Consider the following 16,232-nt stretch of genomic DNA (forward strand, 5'->3'; position numbering starts at 1 on the left):
GGTGTTAGCTCTGCTTCCAGACGATGACGGTCGCTCCCTTGATTTCTACCACTGTCACCCGGTCTCCGGGTTCCAGGATCTGGTCGGGCTCGAGGGAGTAGGCGGTCCAGTTGTCCCCGGAGATCTCGACCAGGCCGCCGTTGGAGTCGACCTGTTCGAGGACGACGGCATCGGTGCCTTGGATGGCCTTCGTGCCGAGGGAGTCGCCGCCGCGGCCGTCTTCGCTCAAGGCCTGCCTGAGGAAGGGGCGCAGACCCCAGATCGAGGCGATCGATCCGGCGCCGAGCAGGACGACCTGGAGCCAGAACGGGGCTCCCAGGCCCGCGGCGATGGCGGCCAGGGCGGCGCCGCCGGCGACCATGGCCAGGACGAGTGTGCCGGTGAACAGTTCGGCCACGCCGAGGATCACGGCGATGATGATCCAGAAGAAGGTATCCACGCTTCCAAGCATGTCACGCGTCACAAAAAGACCCGAGCCGTGTCGGCCCGGGTCGATTCGTCAGCGGGTGCGGTGTTTGTCCGGCGCCGGAGGGCGGCGGGCCGGGCAGCAGCCTTCGAGCAGCGGATCCCATACCGGGAGTTTGCCCAGGCGCTGTAGCGGGGTGCCGAAGACCCGCTCCGATACCAGGTCGCGGAACATCCCGACCAGGTCGGCGTCGATCCTCGGGGTGCCGGCCCGCAGGTAGCGCAGGCCGAGCCCGGCGGCGGTCTCGGCGGCCTCGTTGTCGAGGTCCCACAGCACCTCGATGTGGTCGGACAGGAATCCGACGGGGCTGACGACCACCGTGTCGACCTCTTCGGAGGCGAGGACCTTGAGGTGGTCGTTGATGTCGGGTTCGAGCCACGGCATCGCCGGCGGGCCGGAGCGAGACTGCCACACCACGTCGTACGGCCCGGTCCATCCGGCCCGCTCGGCCACGAGCTCGGCGGCCTCGGCGACCTGGTCGGAGTAGCGGGCGCCGGCCGGGCCCGAGCACTCCTCCATCGAGCCGGGGATGGAGTGGGCGGTGAAGACCACGCGGGTGGCCGAGGCGTCCTCGACCTTGCCGAGTTCGGCCTCCAGTTGCTTCGCGAAGCCGTCGATGAATCCGGGATGGTCGAAGAAGTGCCGGATCTTGTCGATGACCGGGGCGGTCTCGCCGACCGCGGCGCGTGCGGCGGCGATGTCCTCCACGTACTGGCGGCAGGAGGAGTAGGAGCCGTAGGCGCTGGTGCAGATGGCCAGCGCGCGCCGGACGCCGTCGCCGGTCATCCGGGTGACCGCGTCGACCAGCATCGGCGGCCAGTTGCGGTTGCCCCAGTAGATCGGCAGGTCGATGCCGGCGTCGCGGAACTCGGCGCGGAGGGCTTCGATGACCTCGCGGCACCACTGGTTGATCGGAGAGATGCCGCCGAAGTGGTGGTAGTGCTCGGCGACCTCCTCCAGGCGTTCCTCGGGGATGCCGCGGCCGCGGGTGACGTTGCGCAGGAACGGGAGTACGTCGGCCGGTCCTTCGGGTCCGCCGAAGGAGACCAGCAGGACTGCGTCGTATTGTGGCATCGCCGACCCCCTGTCAGCTCTCGGTGCGCTCGACTCCGACGGCGTGGAATCCGCCGTCGACGTGGATGATCTCGCCGGAGGTGGCGACGAACAGGTCGGACATGAGCGCGGCGCAGGCCTTGGCGACCGGTTCGGAGTCGGTCAGCGACCAGCCGAGGGGGGCGCGCTTGGTCCAGGCCTCTTCGAAGGCCTCGAAGCCGGGGATGGACTTGGCGGCCATGGTGCGTTGGGGTCCGGCGGAGACCAGGTTGACCCGGACGCCCTTGGGGCCGAGGTCGCGGGCGAGGTAGCGGTTGACCGCCTCGAGGCCGGCCTTGGCCACGCCCATCCAGTCGTAGACGGGCCAGGCCTGCTGGGCGTCGAAGTCGAGGCCGACGACCGAGCCTCCGTCCTCCATCAGCGGCAGGCAGGCGACGGCGAGGGACTTGTAGGAGAAGGCGGAGACCTCGACGGCCTTGGCGACGTCGTCCCAGGTGGTGTTGAGGAAGTTCCCGCCGAGCGCGTCCGGCGGGGCGTAGGCGATGGCGTGGAGGACGCCGTCGATGCCGGAGACGTGCTCGCGCACCTTCCCCGCCAGGGAGTCGAGCTGCTCGGGGTCGGTGACGTCGAGTTCGATGACGGGCGCGGGTTTGGGCAGCTTGGCGGCCATGCGCTCGACCAGCGACATGCGGCCGAAGCCGGTGAGCACCACCTCGGCGCCCTGTTCTTGGGCGTACTTGGCTACCCCGAAGCCGAGCGACTGCTCGGTGAGCACACCGGTGACGAGCAGCCGTTTGCCGTCCAGGATTCCTGACATCAGTTCCTCCGTGTTCGAGCTTTGCAAATTAGTGGCCCATGCCGAGGCCGCCGTCGACGGGGATCACCGCGCCGTTGACGTAGGCGGCGTCGTCGCCGGCGAGCCAGGTGACGGCGCCGGCGACCTCCGCCGGTGAGGCGAAGCGGCGGGCGGGGATGGCGTCGATGTAGCTCTGGCGCTGATCGTCGGGCAGTTCGGCGGTCATGTCGGTCTCGACGAATCCGGGAGCGACGACGTTGGCGGTGATGTTGCGCCTGCCGAGTTCGCGGGTGATGGACCGGGCGAGGCCGACCAGGCCGGCCTTGGAGGCGGCGTAGTTGGTCTGGCCGGGGTTGCCGAGCAGGCCGGTGACCGAGGAGATGAATATCATGCGTCCGGATTTGGCGCGCAGCATTTTGGCGGAGGCGCGCTTGGCGACGCGCCAGGCGCCGGTGAGGTTGGTGTCGAGGACGCGGGAGAACTGGTCTTCGCTCATGCGCATCAGGAGCGTGTCGTCGGTGATGCCGGCGTTGGCGACGAGGACTTCGACCGGGCCGAAGTGCTCCTCGATCTCCTTGAAGGCGGTGTCGACGGAGGCGGCGTCGGTGATGTCGCAGTGGACGCCGAACAGTCCCTCGGGCGCGCCGCTGCCGCGGTGGGTGACGGCGACGTTGTCGCCCTGGTTCACGAAGGCCCGGGCGATCGCGAGGCCGATCCCGCGATTGCCGCCGGTGACGAGGACCGTGCGCGCCATTGTTCGAACTCCCTCACGTTGACTTGACTCCGGAATTCCACGGTTTGGAGGAACTCCCTCACGTTCTTTGTATGAAGCCACGGACGATCGTAGCGACGACGCGTCGGCGCGCCTCACTGGCCTTCACGGACCGTGTGGCCGCGGGCACCGCGGCCGGGCCCGTCGGGCCCGGTCAGGGCACGCGGGAGGTCCAGGCCAGGCTGAGCCCCGCGGCGGTGAACAGGAGGATGAGCGCGGTGCCGATGAACCACTGGGAGATGTCGCGGGCGATGATCCGCTCCCCCAGGGACGAGCCCATGTCCTGGTAGACGTCGCGGAGCTGGTCGGCGGTGACCGCCTCGTAGTATTCGCCCTCGGTCTCGTCGGCGAGCCCGGCGAGGGCCTCGCGGTCGATCGGGACGCTGACGAGCTGGCCGTCGAGCTCGATGACCCCTTCGTCGGTGCCGAAGGCGACCGTGGAGACGGGAACCTCGGCCGCGGCGGCGGCCTCGGCGGCCTCGCCGACGCTCCGCCCGGCGGTGCGGTAGCCGTCGGACAGCAGCAGGACGCGGGCGGGCGGGAGCTCGCCGGAGCCGTCGGCGGGGACCTGCTGGACGGCCTGGAGGGAGGCGAAGACGGCGTCGCCGGTGGCGGTGGCCTCGGCGAGGTTGAGGCCCTGGATTGCCGTGGCGACCTGGCCGCGGTCCTTGGTCGGCGGGACCGTGACCGAGGCGTAGCCGGCGAAGGAGACCAGGCCGACGTTGTACTGCTCGGGCAGCTCGGAGACGAAGTCGGCCGCGGCCGACTTGGCGGCGTCGATCCGGGTCGGGTCCACATCGGTGGCCATCATCGACAGTGAGACGTCGATGGCGAGGATGACCGTGGCCCGTTCCTGGGGCTGCTGGACGTCGACGGCCGGCCGGGCCATGCCGCCGACCAGTACGGCCAGGGACATCACGACCAGTCCGGCCGGGATGTGGCGCCGCCAGCCGGGCAGACGCGGGACGAGCTTGGCCAGCAGCGCGGTGTTGGCGAAGCGCACGGCGGTCCGCCGGCGCGCGTACTGCGCCCAGACGTAGACGCCGGCGAGCGCGGCCACCGGGATCAGCCCCAACAGCCATGCCGGTTCGAGCAGGCGGATCAACAGGTCTCCTTCGTCGTCTAGCGGTAGGCGGCCAGGTGGCGGCGGGCGGCGACGAACGCGGCGATGTCGCGCAGCCAGTCGTTGCCGGTGGACAGGCGCAGATGGGCGGCTCCGGCGCTGCGGATGCCGGCGGCGATGCGTTCGCGCTGGGCGGCCGCGGCGGCCTCGTAGCGGGCGCGGAGGCGGGCGTTGCCGGTCTGGATCTCGACCAGCTCGCCGGTCTCGGGGTCGATCAGGTCGAGGACGCCGACGTCGGGCAGCTTGAGCTCGGCCGGGTCGACGACCTCCACGCACAGCACCTGCTGGCGGACCGAGAGGCGGCGCAGCTCGCGGGCCCAGTCGCGGCCGCCTTCGGCGCCGATGAAGTCCGAGATGACCACGGCAAGGCCGCGGCGGCGGGTGTGGCGGCGGGTCTTGTCGAGCAGTTCGGCCAGGTCGCCGGGGCCCTCGCCCTTGGGGAGCCTCGCGACCGCGCGCAGCAGCGAGCGGGCGCCGCCGCGGCCCGGACGCGGCGGGATGGCCTTGGCGGGCCCGCCCTCGGTGACGACCGCGCCGATGCGGTTGCCGCCGCGTCCGGCCATGTAGGAGAAGGCGGCCACGGCGTTGATCGCCAGGTCGCGCTTGAGCATGCCGACGGTGCCGAAGTCCAGGCTCGGCGACAGGTCGACCGCGAGCCAGGCCTCGAGTTCGCGGTCGGCGACGGTGGTGCGCACGTGCGGGGTGGTGGTGCGGGCGGTGACCGGCCAGTCCATGTGCCGCACGTCGTCGCCGGGCCGGTACTCGCGGGCCTCCCCCGGTTCGGAGCCGGGTCCGGGCAGCAGGCCGAGGTAGTCGCCGTGGAGCAGCCCGTCGAGCCGGCGCGCGATGTGCAGTTGCAGCCGGTCGAGGGGGCGCAGGTCCGCGGCGTTCACCCTCACCACCCGCCGCCGGGCTGCGGACCGGCGGCGCTCTCGCGCGGGGCCGCGTCCTGGCGGGGGGTGACGGTGGGGGCCGGGACGGCGGCCAGCAGCCGGCCGACGATGTGGTCGGCCTCGACCCCGTCGGCCATCGCGTCGTAGGACAGCACCAGGCGGTGCCGCAGGATCTCGGGGGCGATGTCGTCGAGGTCCTGGGGCAGGGCGTAGTCGCGGCCGCGCAGCAGCGCGATCGCGCGGGTGGCGCGGATCAGGCCCAGGGACGCGCGCGGGCTGGCGCCGTACTGGATGTGCTGGGTCAGGTCGCCGAGCCCGGCCGCGGCGGGGTGGCGGCTGGCCATGACGATGCGGACGGCGTAGTCGACCAGGGCATTGTGGATGAACACGGAGTCGGCGGCCTTCTGCAGCCGCATGATGTCCTCGGCGTCGAGCACCCGTTCGGGCACGGGGACGTCCACGCCCATGCGGAAGACGATCTCGCGTTCCTCGGCGTCGGTGGGGTAGCCGACGTTGATCTTGAACAGGAACCGGTCGCGCTGGGCCTCCGGCAGCGGGTAGACCCCTTCCTGCTCGATCGGGTTCTGGGTGGCCATGACCAGGAACGGCTGGGGCAGATGGTGCGTCTCGGCGCCGATGGAGATGTGCTGCTCGGCCATGACCTCCAGCAGCGCCGACTGGACCTTGGCCGGGGCCCGGTTGATCTCGTCGGCGAGCACGAAGTTGGTGTAGACCGGTCCCAGTTCGACGTCGAACGACTCCGAGGACTGCCGGTAGATGCGGGTGCCGACGATGTCGGACGGCACCAGGTCGGGGGTGAACTGGATACGCTGGAAGTCGGCGCCGACGACCGTCGCCATCGTCTCGACCGCGAGGGTCTTGGCCACCCCGGGCACGCCCTCGATCAGGCAGTGGCCGCGCGCGAGCAGGGCCGAGAACATGCGTTCGACCAGTGCGTCCTGGCCGACGATGACCTTCTTGATCTCGAACAGCGCCCGCTCCAGCAAGGCGGCGTTCTCGGCCGGGGTCGAACGTTCGGCCTCGGGTGATCCCATGTCGGCTCCTGCTCCCACGTGGTTCGGACTGGTGCTGTCGATACTAATTCGCCCGTACGAGCAACGCGCGCCTCCCGCCGGATCACGCTGCGTCGACATCCCGATCACCTTGGGCGGCCTGCGAATTCGGCTCCGCGAAGGCCCGTGCCCCGCGCTTGGAAAATCGTTTTGCCCGAAACAGTGACACGCCGCGCCGATTCAATCCGTTGCTGCATTTTGGGCGAGCGCTATGCTTTGTGCAAGCCGCGCGGCTTCCCCCGTGGTCGCGCGGCTCCTACCCCTTTTGTGCCTTCTTCCCTTTTTCGAACAGAGGTGCGCCGATCCCGGCGGCCCGGCCGTCGGCATTAGAATCGTCCACATGCCTCATCGCCGCCAGGCCCTCCTGCTGCCCGGACGCAACTACGGCGTCCAAGGACCGCTGCTGATGTTCGCCCACGTGGCCCTCCAGTCCCGCGGCGCCCACACCTTCCCGATCGAATGGCAGCGGCCCGACCGCCTCGCCTCCGACCCCCAGATGATGGTCGAGGGCGTCACCGAGCAGGTCGAGGCGGTGCTGGACCGGGTCCACAACGACGACCCGCCGCTGCTGGTCGGCAAGTCGCTCGGCACGGCCGCCGCGGTCCCGGCCGCGCACCACGGCCTGCCGGCGATCTGGTTCACTCCCCTGCTGCAGGACTACCCGGTCGTGCAGGCGCTGCGCCGGGCCACCGCGCCGTTTCTCCTCATCGGCGGCACCGACGACCGGGCCTGGAACTCCTCGCTGGCCCACGAGCTGCCCGGCGAGGTCTGCGAGATCGACGGCGCCGACCACGGCATGTTCCTGCGCGGCCGGCCCCTGGTCGAGTCGGCACGCGTGCTGGCCGACCTCGTCGAGGCGGTCGAGGCCTTCATCGACACCGCGGTGTGGCCCCGTCACGGATGAGACCCCGGCTGAAGCAGAATCGAGAGGTGACCGACCGAGACGAGGCGCCCGTGTGCTCCGCCCGCGCCTGCCGCGAGCGGGCCCGGTGGATGCTCCGATGGCGCAACCCGAAGCTGCACACCCCCGAGCGGGTCAAGGAGTGGGCCGCGTGCGACGACCACCTGGACCACCTGCGGGAGTTCCTGACCCGGCGCCGGTTTCCGTGCGAGACGGTGAAGCTGGATGATTGAACCATGACACCGCGTTCCCGCCCGCCCGATCCCCGCCGCCCGAAGCGCCGTGAACGCTCCACCGGCCAGGTCTGGGACCAGTGGCCGACCGACCTCGACTGGCAGCCGATGGCACCCGACCTGCGCACGGTCAGGCTGCTGGGCATGACCATCCGCCTGGTGATCCTGGCGGTGGTAGCGCTGCTGCCGCTGGTCCTGTGGCTGGGCCCGCCCGGCGTCGCGGTCGCCTTCGGGACCGCCGCGGCGCTGGCCGCGATCCGCTCCTGGGTCATCGTCCGCGCCGTCCGCGCCTGGGGCTTCGCCGAGCGCGACAAGGACCTGCTGGTCAAGCACGGGCTGCTGTTCCGCGAGCTCAGCATCGTCCCTTACGGGCGGATCCAGCTCGTGGACTTGAAGGCCGGGCCGATCGAGCGGGCCTTCGGGCTCACCACCGTGCAGGTCCGCACCGCCGCGCTCGGAGCCGGCACCGAGATCCCCGGACTCGAGCCGACCGTCGCCAAGGGGCTGCGCGACCGGCTGTCGGCGCGCGCGGCCGAGGTGCGGGAGGGCCTGTGAGCGACGCGCAGCCGCCCGACCGTCCGTCCCCGCAGGCGGCACCGGACCAGTGGCCCGCGCCCGCCATGGCGCCGGCGCCCATCGGGCCGGCACCGGCCGCCCCGGTGGAGATCCCCAAGCGCCGCCTCCACCCGCTCACGCCGCTGCTGGAGAGCTTCCGGCTGCTGATCGCGGTCGTCCTGGCCTCCTCGTGGCAGATGTACATCCGGGAGAACGCGGCTTTCGGCGTGGCCATCGCCGTCTTCGCCGGCGTGTTCGGCGCGTTCAGCGGCCTGTTGTCCTGGCTGTACACCGGCTACCGCGTGGTCGGCGGGGAGCTGCAGATCACCGAGGGCGTCCTCATCCGAAAGAGCCGGACCCTGCCGCTCGAGCGGCTCCAGGGCATCGAGGTGGCCCAGCCGATCCGGGCCCGGATCTTCGGCCTGGCCGAACTGCGCATCGAGGTGGCCGGGGCGAACGAGACCGAGGCGCCCCTGTCCTACCTCAAGCTCGGCGAGGCCCACGCGTTCCGCAAAGAGCTGCTGGCCGTCGCCGGGCGCGGCCGGGCGGCCGAGGAGCCGGACGAGCCCGAACCCGAGGCCGGGACCCCGATCGCCCGGGTCGGCGGCCGGCGCCTGATCGCCGGCGCGGTCCTGGAGTACCTGCCGCCGACCCTGCTGGTCTTCGCGGTCATGATCGGCGCGCTGGCCCTGCTGACCTGGATGCTCGACTCGGCCGACGCCGAGGTGAACCTGTGGCGGTTCGGAGCCGTCCCGATCCTGTTCGGCCTGGCCGGGTCGATCATCCAGATGGTCACCTCGATCCTGCGCAACTGGAACTTCACGCTGTCCCGGGCCGACCGGCGCCTGCGCGTCGAGCGCGGCGTCACCGAGAAGCACAGCAACATCGTGCCGCTGAGCCGGGTCACGGCCGTCAGCGTGGAACTGCCGGTGATGTGGCGGCTCAAGCGGTGGCGCCGGGTCCGGGTCTCGACCGCCTCCATCGCCCAGCAGGGCACGCAGGGCGCCGACGGCGGCGACCTGCTCCCGGTCGGCAGCGTCGCCGAGTCGGAGCACGTCGCCGGCACCGCCATGCCGCAGCTCGAGTGGCGCGAACTCGCCGCGGTGCTGCGCCGCCCCCCGCGGCGGGCCCGCTGGCGCACCCCCTTCACCTGGAAGATCAGGGGGGCCGGGCTCGGCGAGGACGTCTTCTCGGTCCGGTACGGCCTGATGAAGACCACCACCGTCGCGGTGCCGTACGCCCGCATCCAGCAGGTCGAGGTCACGCAGGGGCCGCTGCAGCGGCTGCAGGGGCTGGCGACGGTCCGGGCCCGGATCGCCGGGAGCGCCGCGCACGACGCGGCCGCTGTCCACCGGGACGCCGCCGAGGCGGTCGCGATCGCCGCCGAGCTGCGGGTGCGGGCCGATGCGGCCGCGGCCCGGGAGGCGCCGCGGCTGAGCTGAGCTACAGCCGGCAGGCGTCGATGTTCGAGGCCAGGATGCCGCGGGCACCGAGGTCGTAGAGCGCGTCCATGACCCGGTGCAGGCCCGCGCGCTCGGTCATCGACTGGACCGCGACCCAGCCTTCCCGATGCAGCGGGGAGACCGTCGGCGACTCGATGCCGGGGGTGAGCTCCACGGCCTGCTCCAGGATCTCGGCGCGCACATCGTAGGCGAGCATGACGTAGGAGCGGGCCACCAGCACGCCCCGGAGGCGCCGCAGGAGCTGGTCGAGGACGGTCGTGTCGCCGTTGCCGCTCTTGCGGACCAGGACGGCCTCCGAACGCATCAGCGGCTCGCCGAAGACGGCCAGGCCGGCCTGCTTGAGCGTGGTGCCGGTCTCGACCACGTCGGCGATCGCGTCGGCCACGCCGAGGGCGATGGCGTTCTCGACCGCGCCGGCGAGCTTGATGATCTCGGCGTCGATCCCCCGGGAGTCCAGGTCGCGCCGGACCACGCCCGGGTAGGAGGTGGCGATGCGGCGCCCCTCGAGCCCGGCGACGGCGTCGACGGTGCCCGGGCGGGCGGCGTAGCGGAAGGTCGAGCGCCCGAAACCGAGGGCGAGGAACTCCTCGACCTCGGCACCGGAGTCGATCGCCAGGTCGCGGCCGGTGATGCCGAGGTCGAGGTCACCGGAGGCGACGTAGGTGGCGATGTCGCCGGGGCGCAGGTAGAAGAACTCGACGTCGTTGTCGGCGTCGGCGATCTGGAGGTCGCGGCTCGTCCGGCGCTGACGGTATCCGGCCTCGGCGAGCATGTCGATCGAGCCTTGGGACAGCGAGCCCTTGTTGGGCACGGCGATGCGGAGCATTGGCGTTCGGGCCTTTCGGAGTGCGGACGGGCTAGAGGTGCTTGTAGACGTCGTCGAGGCCGATGCCGCGGGCGATCATCATGACCTGCAGGTGGTACAGCAACTGCGAGATCTCCTCTGCGGCGGCGTCGTCCGACTCGTGCTCGGCCGCCATCCAGACCTCGGCGGCTTCCTCCACGATCTTCTTGCCGATGGCATGGACGCCCGCATCGAGGGCGGCGACGGTTCCCGAGCCCTCGGGGCGGGTGACCGCTTTCTCGGCGAGTTCGGCGTAGAGCTGCTCGAAGGTCTTCACGGCAGGCGATTCTACGTGGGCCCGGCGCCGGATCCCCCCTGGCGGGTCCCGGAGGTGAGCGAGCGGACCGCCAGCGCCGCCCCGAGGGCGGCCACGACCGCCTCGTAGCCCTTATCCTCGGTCGAGTCGGGGAACCCGGCGCGCGCGATCGCCTGGTCGAGGTCGTCGACGGTCAGCACGCCCTGCGCGACCGGGGTCGACTCGTCGAGGGCGACGCGCGTGAGCCCTTCGGTCACCGACTTGCACACGTAGTCGAAGTGCGCGGTGCCGCCGCGGATGACGGTGCCGAGCGCGGCCACGGCGTCGTGCCGCCGGGCCAGCGCCTGGGCGGCGACCGGCAGTTCGACGGCCCCGGCCACGCGTATGACGGTCGGCTCGGCGCACCCGGCGTCGGCGGCGGCGTCGCGGGCCCGCTCCAGCATCCGGCCGACGATCTCGGCGTTCCATTCGGTGGCGACGATGCCGACCGTCAGGCCCGAGGCGTCGGGGGCGCGGGTGGCGGGTGCTCCGTGTCCGGCCATGTCAGGCGGCCTCCCCTGCCGGGAGCAGCGGGGCGGGCAATCCCTCGAGCAGGTGGCCCATGCGGTCGCGCTTGGTGGTCAGGTACGCGAGGTTGTCGGGCGTGACCTGGGCCGGCAGGGCGACGCGGTCGATCACCTCGAGGCCGTGGCCCTCGATGCCGACGCGCTTGTCGGGGTTGTTGGTGAGCAGGCGCATCGACTTGACGCCGAGGTCGGTGAGGATCTGCGCCCCGATGGCCCAGTCGCGGGCGTCGGCGGGCAGGCCGAGTTCGAGGTTGGCGTCGACGGTGTCGCGGCCGCGGTCCTGGAGCTGGTAGGCCTGGAGCTTGTGGACCAGGCCGATGCCGCGCCCCTCGTGGCCGCGCATGTACAGGACCACGCCGCGGCCCTCGGCCTCGACCTCGCGCAGGGCGGCCTGGAGCTGCGGCCCGCAGTCGCAGCGCAGTGACCCGAAGGCGTCGCCGGTGAGGCATTCGGAGTGGATGCGGACCAGCACGTCGCGGCCGTCGCCGAGGTCGCCCTTGACGAGGGCGACGTGCTCGTTGCCGTCGAACACGGCCCGGTAGCCGACGGCGGTGAATTCGCCGGCCTCCATCGGCAGGCGGGCCTCGGCCTCGCGTTCGATGTGGATCTCGTGGCGCCGCCGCCAGGCGGCGAGGTCGGCGACGGTAATGAGCCGGAGGTCGTGCTCGTCGGCGAAGGCCCTGAGTTCGGGCAGCCGCATCATGGTGCCGTCGTCGTTCATCAGCTCGCTGAGGGCGCCGACCGGTTCCCTGCCGGCGAGGTAGGCGAGGTCGACGGTGGCCTCGGTGTGGCCGCGGCGGACGAGGACGCCGCCGTCGCGGGCGCGCAAGGGGACCACGTGGCCGGGCCGGTTGAGGTCGTGCGCGGCGGTGGTGCGGTCGCCGAGGGCGCGGATGGTGCGGGCGCGGTCGGCGGCGGAGATGCCGGTGGTGACGCCCGCGCGGGCGTCGACCGAGACGGTGAAGGCGGTGCCCTTGTGGTCCTGGTTGGTGTGGTGGGCCGGGGGCAGGTCGAGCCGGTCGGCGGTCGAGGCGGGCATGGCCGCGCAGACGTAGCCGCCGGTGTGGCGGATGGTGAAGGCGAGCAGCTCGGGGGTGGCGTCCTCGGCGGCGAAGACGAGGTCGCCCTCGTTCTCGCGGTCGACGTCGTCGGCCACGACCACGGGTCGGCCCTCGGCGATGTCGGCGATCGCCGACTCGATGCTGTCCAGTCGGATTTCGCTCATCGCGCGGTCCCCTCACTTGCCAGAAGCTTCTCGATGTGTTTGGCGGTCACGTCGACTTCGATGTGGACCGGTTCGCCCGCCCGTTTGCGGCCCAGGGTGGTCGCCTCGAGCGTGGCGGGGATGAGGCCGACGGAGAACTCGTCGCCGTCGACGGCGGCGACGGTCAGGGCGGTGCCGTCGAGGGTGATCGAGCCCTTCTCCACCACGTACTTGGCCAGGCCGTCCGGCAGCCGGAAGGTGGCCTCCTCCCATTCGGCCGCCGGCTCGCGCTTGAGCAGGAGGCCGACGCCGTCGACGTGGCCCTGCACGAGGTGTCCGCCGAGGCGGGTGGCGAGGGTGGCGGCGCGCTCGAGGTTGACCGGGTCGCCGGCTTCGAGTCCGCCGAGGGCGGTGCGGCGGCGGGTCTCGGCCATGACGTCGGCGGTGAAGACGTCGCCGTGGACCGCTACGACGGTGAGGCAGACGCCGTTGACGGCGATCGAGTCGCCGAGGGCGGCGTCGGAGGTGACGAGCGGACCGCGGACCGACAGGCTCGAACGGTCGGCCTCGACGACTTCGCCGAGTTCTTCGACGATTCCGGTGAACACGGGTGGGACCCCCTACCTGGTGCGGTTTCCAGTGCACGCAGGCGGGGAGAGGGAAAGTGCGCAGAGGCCTGGTGCGGCCTCCCGCTCGCGTCTGCTCCCATCCGGACTCTCACCGTCGGTCCCGGATTTGCACCGGGTCCACCGCCCGCTGGCTGCGGACGGGTCGCGGACTTGCGGCTGATGCCGCTCACCGCCGGTTCGGAATTGCACCGACCCCGCTGACGCGCGTTTCGTACTAAGAATTGTGCCACGGCCTCAACGACCGGTCTCTATTCCGTGACAACCATCTCATTCACCGGTCCTCGGCCAGAACACCGGGCGCCGCTTGGCGCCGGGTGCCCGGCCGTCGGGGAAGGCGACGTAGGAGCCGGAGTGGGACTTGGCGATGCTCTTGAGGGCGGTGGCCTCGGCGACGGCCTCGTAGGCGTCGCCGAAGCGCTTGTAGGTCGACAGCGCCACCCCGACCGAGAGGGTGGGCAGGCGCGAGCGGGTCATGCGCCCCGAGGCGCGGTCGGCGTGGGCGATGTAGCCGCGTTCGACGTCGGCCGGGTCGCACAGTCGGCGCACGCGGAGGCCGAAGTGGCCGTTGAGGTGCTCGGTGACCGGGCGCGCGTGCTCGGGGACGCACAGGACGGTGAAGTCGTCGCCGCCGACGTGGCCGAGGAACACCGGCGCGGCCCCCGCGTCGCCGACGGCCAGGTAGACGCATTCGGCCAGCCCCTTGATGAATTCGTCGCCCCGGACGAAGCCGTAGACGTCGTTGACGGCCTTGAACTTGTCGATGTCGATGTAGCACAAGGCGAACGGGTCGCCGCGTTTGATCCAGGAGGTGAGCTCGCGCAGGATGCGGTCGTTGCCGGGCATCCCGGTCAGGGGCGAGGCCTCGCGGATCTCGCGGTGGCGCCGGATGGCGGCGCCGACCCGGGCCGAGACCTCGGCGGGGTCGAAGGGCTTGGCGACGTAGTCGTCGGCGCCGGCCTTGAGCCCGGCGATCGTGTCAGCCGAGGTCGGCCGGGCGCACAGCAGGATGATCGGCAGGCTCGCGGTGGCCGGGTCGGCCCGGAGCTGCCGGGTCAGGGCCAGCCCGTCGATGAACGGCAGACCGGCCTCCAGCATCACGATGACGGGGCGGCGCAGCGCGATCCCGGCCAGCGCCTGGTAGCCGTCGCGGGCCAGCGCGGTGTCGAAGCCGTCGGCGCGGAGCTTGGCGGCCAGGAACTCGGACAGCTCGGGGTCGGAATCGGCTATGAGGACCAGGTCCGGGGGGCTGGAGGGGGGCATGGCGGGCTCATCGGGATGCGGCGGCGCGTTCGCGCAGGCGGCGGCAGGCGGCGGCGGGGTCGGAGGCGCCGAAGACGGCGGTTCCGGCGACGAAGGCGTCGGCGCCGGCCTCGGCGGCGGCGCCGATGGTGTCCTCGGCTATACCGCCGTCGACCTCGATGCGCAGGTGCAGGTGGCCGGTTTCGGCGCGGCGCCGGGCGGTGCGGACCTTGTCGAGGAGCTCGGGCAGGAACTCCTGGCCGCCGAAGCCGGCCTTGATGGTCATGATGAGCAGCGTGTCGAATTCGGGCAGGATGTCGAGGTAGTCCTCGACGGGGGTGTCGCGGTCGATCGCGAGTCCGGCGCCCGAGCCGGCGGCGCGGAGGCGCTTGGCGAGGGTGACCGGGTCGGCGCTGGCTTCGGCGTGGAAGGTGACGTTGTGCGCGCCCAGTTCGGCGTAGCCGACCGCCCACCGCTCGGGGTCTTCGATCATCAGGTGGCAGTCGAGGGGGACGTCGGTGGCGGCCTTGAGGGACTTGACGACCGGGGGCCCGATGGTGAGGTTGGGGACGAAGTGGTTGTCCATCACGTCGACGTGGAGCCAGTCGACGGCGCCGGCGACCGACGAGGCCGCCTCGGCGAGGCGCGCGAAGTCGGCCGCCAGCAGGCTCGGAGCGATTACGGTGTCGGCCTGTGCCGCTTCGATCGGTACCACACGGACAGTGTAGGACCCGCCACTGCGGCACAGGCCGGACACCTGCTGGGTAGTGAGCTCCGGGTCAGGCGGAGCACTCCACCGCCGGGGTGGCGCTGGAGCCGCTGCCGATGAACCCGAAGGCGTTCGTGGTCTGGCCGGCGGCGATCGAGCCGTTCCAGCCGATGTCGGAGGCGGTCACGCTCGACCCGCTCTCGTTGATGTCGGCGTTCCAGGAGCTGCTGATGGACTGGCCGCCCGGCCAGGTCCAGGTCAGCGTCCAGCCGTCGATCGCGGCGTCGCCGGCGGTGACGCGCACGTCGCCCTGCCAGCCCGAGCCCCAGTCGTTGACGACCTCGATCTCGGCCGAGCAGTCACCGTCGCCGGTGTTCGGCGGGTCGGTGGTCGGGTCGTCGCTGGTGGGGTCGTCACTGGTCGGGTCGTCGCTCGTGGGGTCATCGCTGGTCGGGTCGTCACTGGTCGGCGGGTCGTCGACGTCGCCGGGCCAGTCGGGACCGGCCGCGTCGGCCAGCTCGTAGGCCAGGTCGGCGATGAACTGCCCGGCGCTGCCGGCGCAGCCGTCGGCCTCGCCGGGGAGCTTGGTCCACAGGTAGGCGTCGATGCCGTTCACGCCGGTGTTGGTGGTCGGGTGCTCGCCGATGGCCCGGCCGGACGGGTCGCACCACTCGTCGTCGGGAGCGGGTCCGTTGCCGTTGCGGCTGGTGTCGATCACCGCGGCCTTGTCCGAGCCGACGATGTTCTGGATGTCGTGCGCGTAGCCGACCGCCTCGTCGGTGGACCGGTAGTTCGAGGTGTTCAGCGCGAACCCGTCCGCGGACTGGAGGCCGGCCGACTGCAGGCGGCTGGCGGCCTCTCCGGGGCTCAGCCAGGCGGAGTGGCCGACGTCCAGGTAGACGTGGGCCTGGGAGGAGGCGGCCTTGAGCGTCTGGACCGCGTAGGTCAGCGACTGGTTGCGCTGGCTCGGGTCGGCGCACTCGTGCGGGAGGGTGTCCGGTTCGACCACGATGTAGGCCGCGCCGGACAGGCCCGCGGCGAACTGGTCGATCCAGTCGCGGTAGGCGCTGTGGCTGGGTGCGCCGCCGCTGGAGGCGCCGCCGCAGTCGCGGTCGGGGATGTTGTAGACGACCATGATCGGCGCCTCACCGCCCGACTGCGAGACGATGTCGGCGACCTGTCCCTGGACCTCCCCCGGGTTGTGCTCGGCGAACCAGGTGCCCGCGGGGGTCTGGGCGATCCGCTCGTCGATCAGGTCGGCGCGCCAGTCGCCCGGGTTCTGGGCCACCCAGTCGGCCGCCTGCGTGGAGGGGTTGGTCCACAGGGCCTCGCCCTGGGCCGAGGCGCCCGGCGCCAACGCGATCGCGGTGGCCCCGGCGACGGCCGCCGCGCCCGCCGCCGCGGCGATCGCGGTGAGTCTCCGTTTGCGTTTCATGGATTGCTCCTTCGTGGTCGAC

The 16,232-nt window shown here is 71.8% G+C and carries 19 protein-coding genes and 1 riboswitch; of the genes, 4 read left to right on the forward strand and 15 right to left on the reverse strand.

Features of this window, described 5'->3' with window-relative positions:
- Positions 1-4 precede the first annotated feature (4 nt).
- The 7 genes from CUT39_RS04895 to CUT39_RS04925 form a co-directional block, all read right to left on the reverse strand.
- Positions 5-439 (reverse strand): NfeD family protein, encoded by a 435-nt coding sequence (locus CUT39_RS04895; protein WP_157930486.1) that lies wholly within the window; start codon positions 437-439, stop codon positions 5-7.
- A gap of 60 nt (positions 440-499) precedes the next feature.
- Positions 500-1,540 carry a ferrochelatase gene (locus CUT39_RS04900; protein ID WP_100444855.1) on the reverse strand — a complete coding sequence of 347 codons (1,041 nt, stop codon included), beginning with the start codon at positions 1,538-1,540 and terminating at the stop codon, positions 500-502.
- A 13-nt stretch (positions 1,541-1,553) separates the two neighbouring features.
- The gene (fabI, locus tag CUT39_RS04905; protein ID WP_100444856.1) at positions 1,554-2,336 is read right to left on the reverse strand and encodes an enoyl-ACP reductase FabI; all 783 of its coding nucleotides are present in this window, start codon (positions 2,334-2,336) and stop codon (positions 1,554-1,556) included.
- Between the two features lie 28 nt (positions 2,337-2,364).
- The gene (locus tag CUT39_RS04910; protein ID WP_100444857.1) at positions 2,365-3,069 is read right to left on the reverse strand and encodes a beta-ketoacyl-ACP reductase; all 705 of its coding nucleotides are present in this window, start codon (positions 3,067-3,069) and stop codon (positions 2,365-2,367) included.
- Between the two features lie 172 nt (positions 3,070-3,241).
- Positions 3,242-4,192, reverse strand: a complete 951-nt coding sequence (locus CUT39_RS04915) for a VWA domain-containing protein (RefSeq protein WP_100444858.1) — start codon at positions 4,190-4,192, stop codon at positions 3,242-3,244.
- 17 nt (positions 4,193-4,209) lie between these two features.
- Positions 4,210-5,109 (reverse strand): DUF58 domain-containing protein, encoded by a 900-nt coding sequence (locus CUT39_RS04920; RefSeq protein ID WP_408611108.1) that lies wholly within the window; start codon positions 5,107-5,109, stop codon positions 4,210-4,212.
- Complete coding sequence (locus tag CUT39_RS04925) at positions 5,106-6,158, reverse strand: AAA family ATPase (RefSeq protein ID WP_100444859.1); 1,053 nt, start codon at positions 6,156-6,158, stop codon at positions 5,106-5,108. Before CUT39_RS04925 ends, CUT39_RS04920 begins: the two co-directional genes overlap by 4 nt.
- Positions 6,159-6,516: 358 nt before the next feature.
- On the opposite strand from CUT39_RS04925, the gene CUT39_RS04930 reads away from it, so the two are divergent.
- The 4 genes from CUT39_RS04930 to CUT39_RS04945 are packed head-to-tail and all read left to right on the forward strand — an operon-like array spanning position 6,517 to position 9,307.
- Positions 6,517-7,080 carry an alpha/beta hydrolase gene (locus tag CUT39_RS04930; RefSeq protein ID WP_100444860.1) on the forward strand — a complete coding sequence of 188 codons (564 nt, stop codon included), beginning with the start codon at positions 6,517-6,519 and terminating at the stop codon, positions 7,078-7,080.
- A gap of 26 nt (positions 7,081-7,106) precedes the next feature.
- Positions 7,107-7,310, forward strand: coding sequence for a hypothetical protein (locus CUT39_RS04935; RefSeq protein WP_198586891.1), 204 nt, complete (start codon positions 7,107-7,109; stop codon positions 7,308-7,310).
- Positions 7,311-7,313: 3 nt separating this feature from the next.
- On the forward strand, positions 7,314-7,865 hold the full coding sequence (locus CUT39_RS04940) for a PH domain-containing protein (RefSeq protein WP_198586892.1): 552 nt from the start codon (positions 7,314-7,316) through the stop codon (positions 7,863-7,865).
- Positions 7,862-9,307 carry a PH domain-containing protein gene (locus tag CUT39_RS04945; protein ID WP_100444862.1) on the forward strand — a complete coding sequence of 482 codons (1,446 nt, stop codon included), beginning with the start codon at positions 7,862-7,864 and terminating at the stop codon, positions 9,305-9,307. The genes CUT39_RS04940 and CUT39_RS04945 overlap by 4 nt, the downstream gene beginning before the upstream one ends.
- A 1-nt stretch (position 9,308) precedes the next feature.
- Here CUT39_RS04945 and hisG read toward each other — a convergent pair whose 3' ends face one another.
- The 8 genes from hisG to CUT39_RS04985 all read right to left on the reverse strand — a co-directional run bounded on the left by hisG (position 9,309) and on the right by CUT39_RS04985 (position 16,210).
- Complete coding sequence (hisG, locus tag CUT39_RS04950; RefSeq protein ID WP_100444863.1) at positions 9,309-10,154, reverse strand: ATP phosphoribosyltransferase; 846 nt, start codon at positions 10,152-10,154, stop codon at positions 9,309-9,311.
- A 31-nt stretch (positions 10,155-10,185) separates the two neighbouring features.
- A complete protein-coding gene (locus CUT39_RS04955) occupies positions 10,186-10,449 on the reverse strand; it encodes a phosphoribosyl-ATP diphosphatase (protein ID WP_100444864.1) in 264 nt (87 codons plus the stop codon).
- 11 nt (positions 10,450-10,460) lie between these two features.
- Positions 10,461-10,970, reverse strand: coding sequence for a 6,7-dimethyl-8-ribityllumazine synthase (ribH, locus tag CUT39_RS04960; RefSeq protein WP_100444865.1), 510 nt, complete (start codon positions 10,968-10,970; stop codon positions 10,461-10,463).
- A gap of 1 nt (position 10,971) precedes the next feature.
- Positions 10,972-12,219, reverse strand: coding sequence for a bifunctional 3,4-dihydroxy-2-butanone-4-phosphate synthase/GTP cyclohydrolase II (locus CUT39_RS04965; protein WP_100444866.1), 1,248 nt, complete (start codon positions 12,217-12,219; stop codon positions 10,972-10,974).
- Entirely contained in the window at positions 12,216-12,806 is a 591-nt protein-coding gene (locus CUT39_RS04970) for a riboflavin synthase (protein ID WP_100444867.1), read from the reverse strand. Before CUT39_RS04970 ends, CUT39_RS04965 begins: the two co-directional genes overlap by 4 nt.
- A gap of 85 nt (positions 12,807-12,891) precedes the next feature.
- A riboswitch (FMN riboswitch) is annotated at positions 12,892-13,033 on the reverse strand.
- A 61-nt stretch (positions 13,034-13,094) separates the two neighbouring features.
- Positions 13,095-14,087 (reverse strand): response regulator, encoded by a 993-nt coding sequence (locus CUT39_RS04975; RefSeq protein WP_100444868.1) that lies wholly within the window; start codon positions 14,085-14,087, stop codon positions 13,095-13,097.
- A 7-nt stretch (positions 14,088-14,094) separates the two neighbouring features.
- Positions 14,095-14,772: a ribulose-phosphate 3-epimerase gene (gene rpe, locus CUT39_RS04980; protein ID WP_100445002.1), complete on the reverse strand. Its 678-nt coding sequence runs from the start codon at positions 14,770-14,772 to the stop codon at positions 14,095-14,097.
- Positions 14,773-14,845: 73 nt separating this feature from the next.
- Positions 14,846-16,210 carry a glycoside hydrolase family 6 protein gene (locus CUT39_RS04985; RefSeq protein WP_100444869.1) on the reverse strand — a complete coding sequence of 455 codons (1,365 nt, stop codon included), beginning with the start codon at positions 16,208-16,210 and terminating at the stop codon, positions 14,846-14,848.
- Positions 16,211-16,232: the final 22 nt, after the last annotated feature.

The organism is Glycomyces xiaoerkulensis, assembly GCF_002798405.1.
GTDB classification, from domain to species: domain Bacteria; phylum Actinomycetota; class Actinomycetes; order Mycobacteriales; family Micromonosporaceae; genus Glycomyces; species Glycomyces xiaoerkulensis.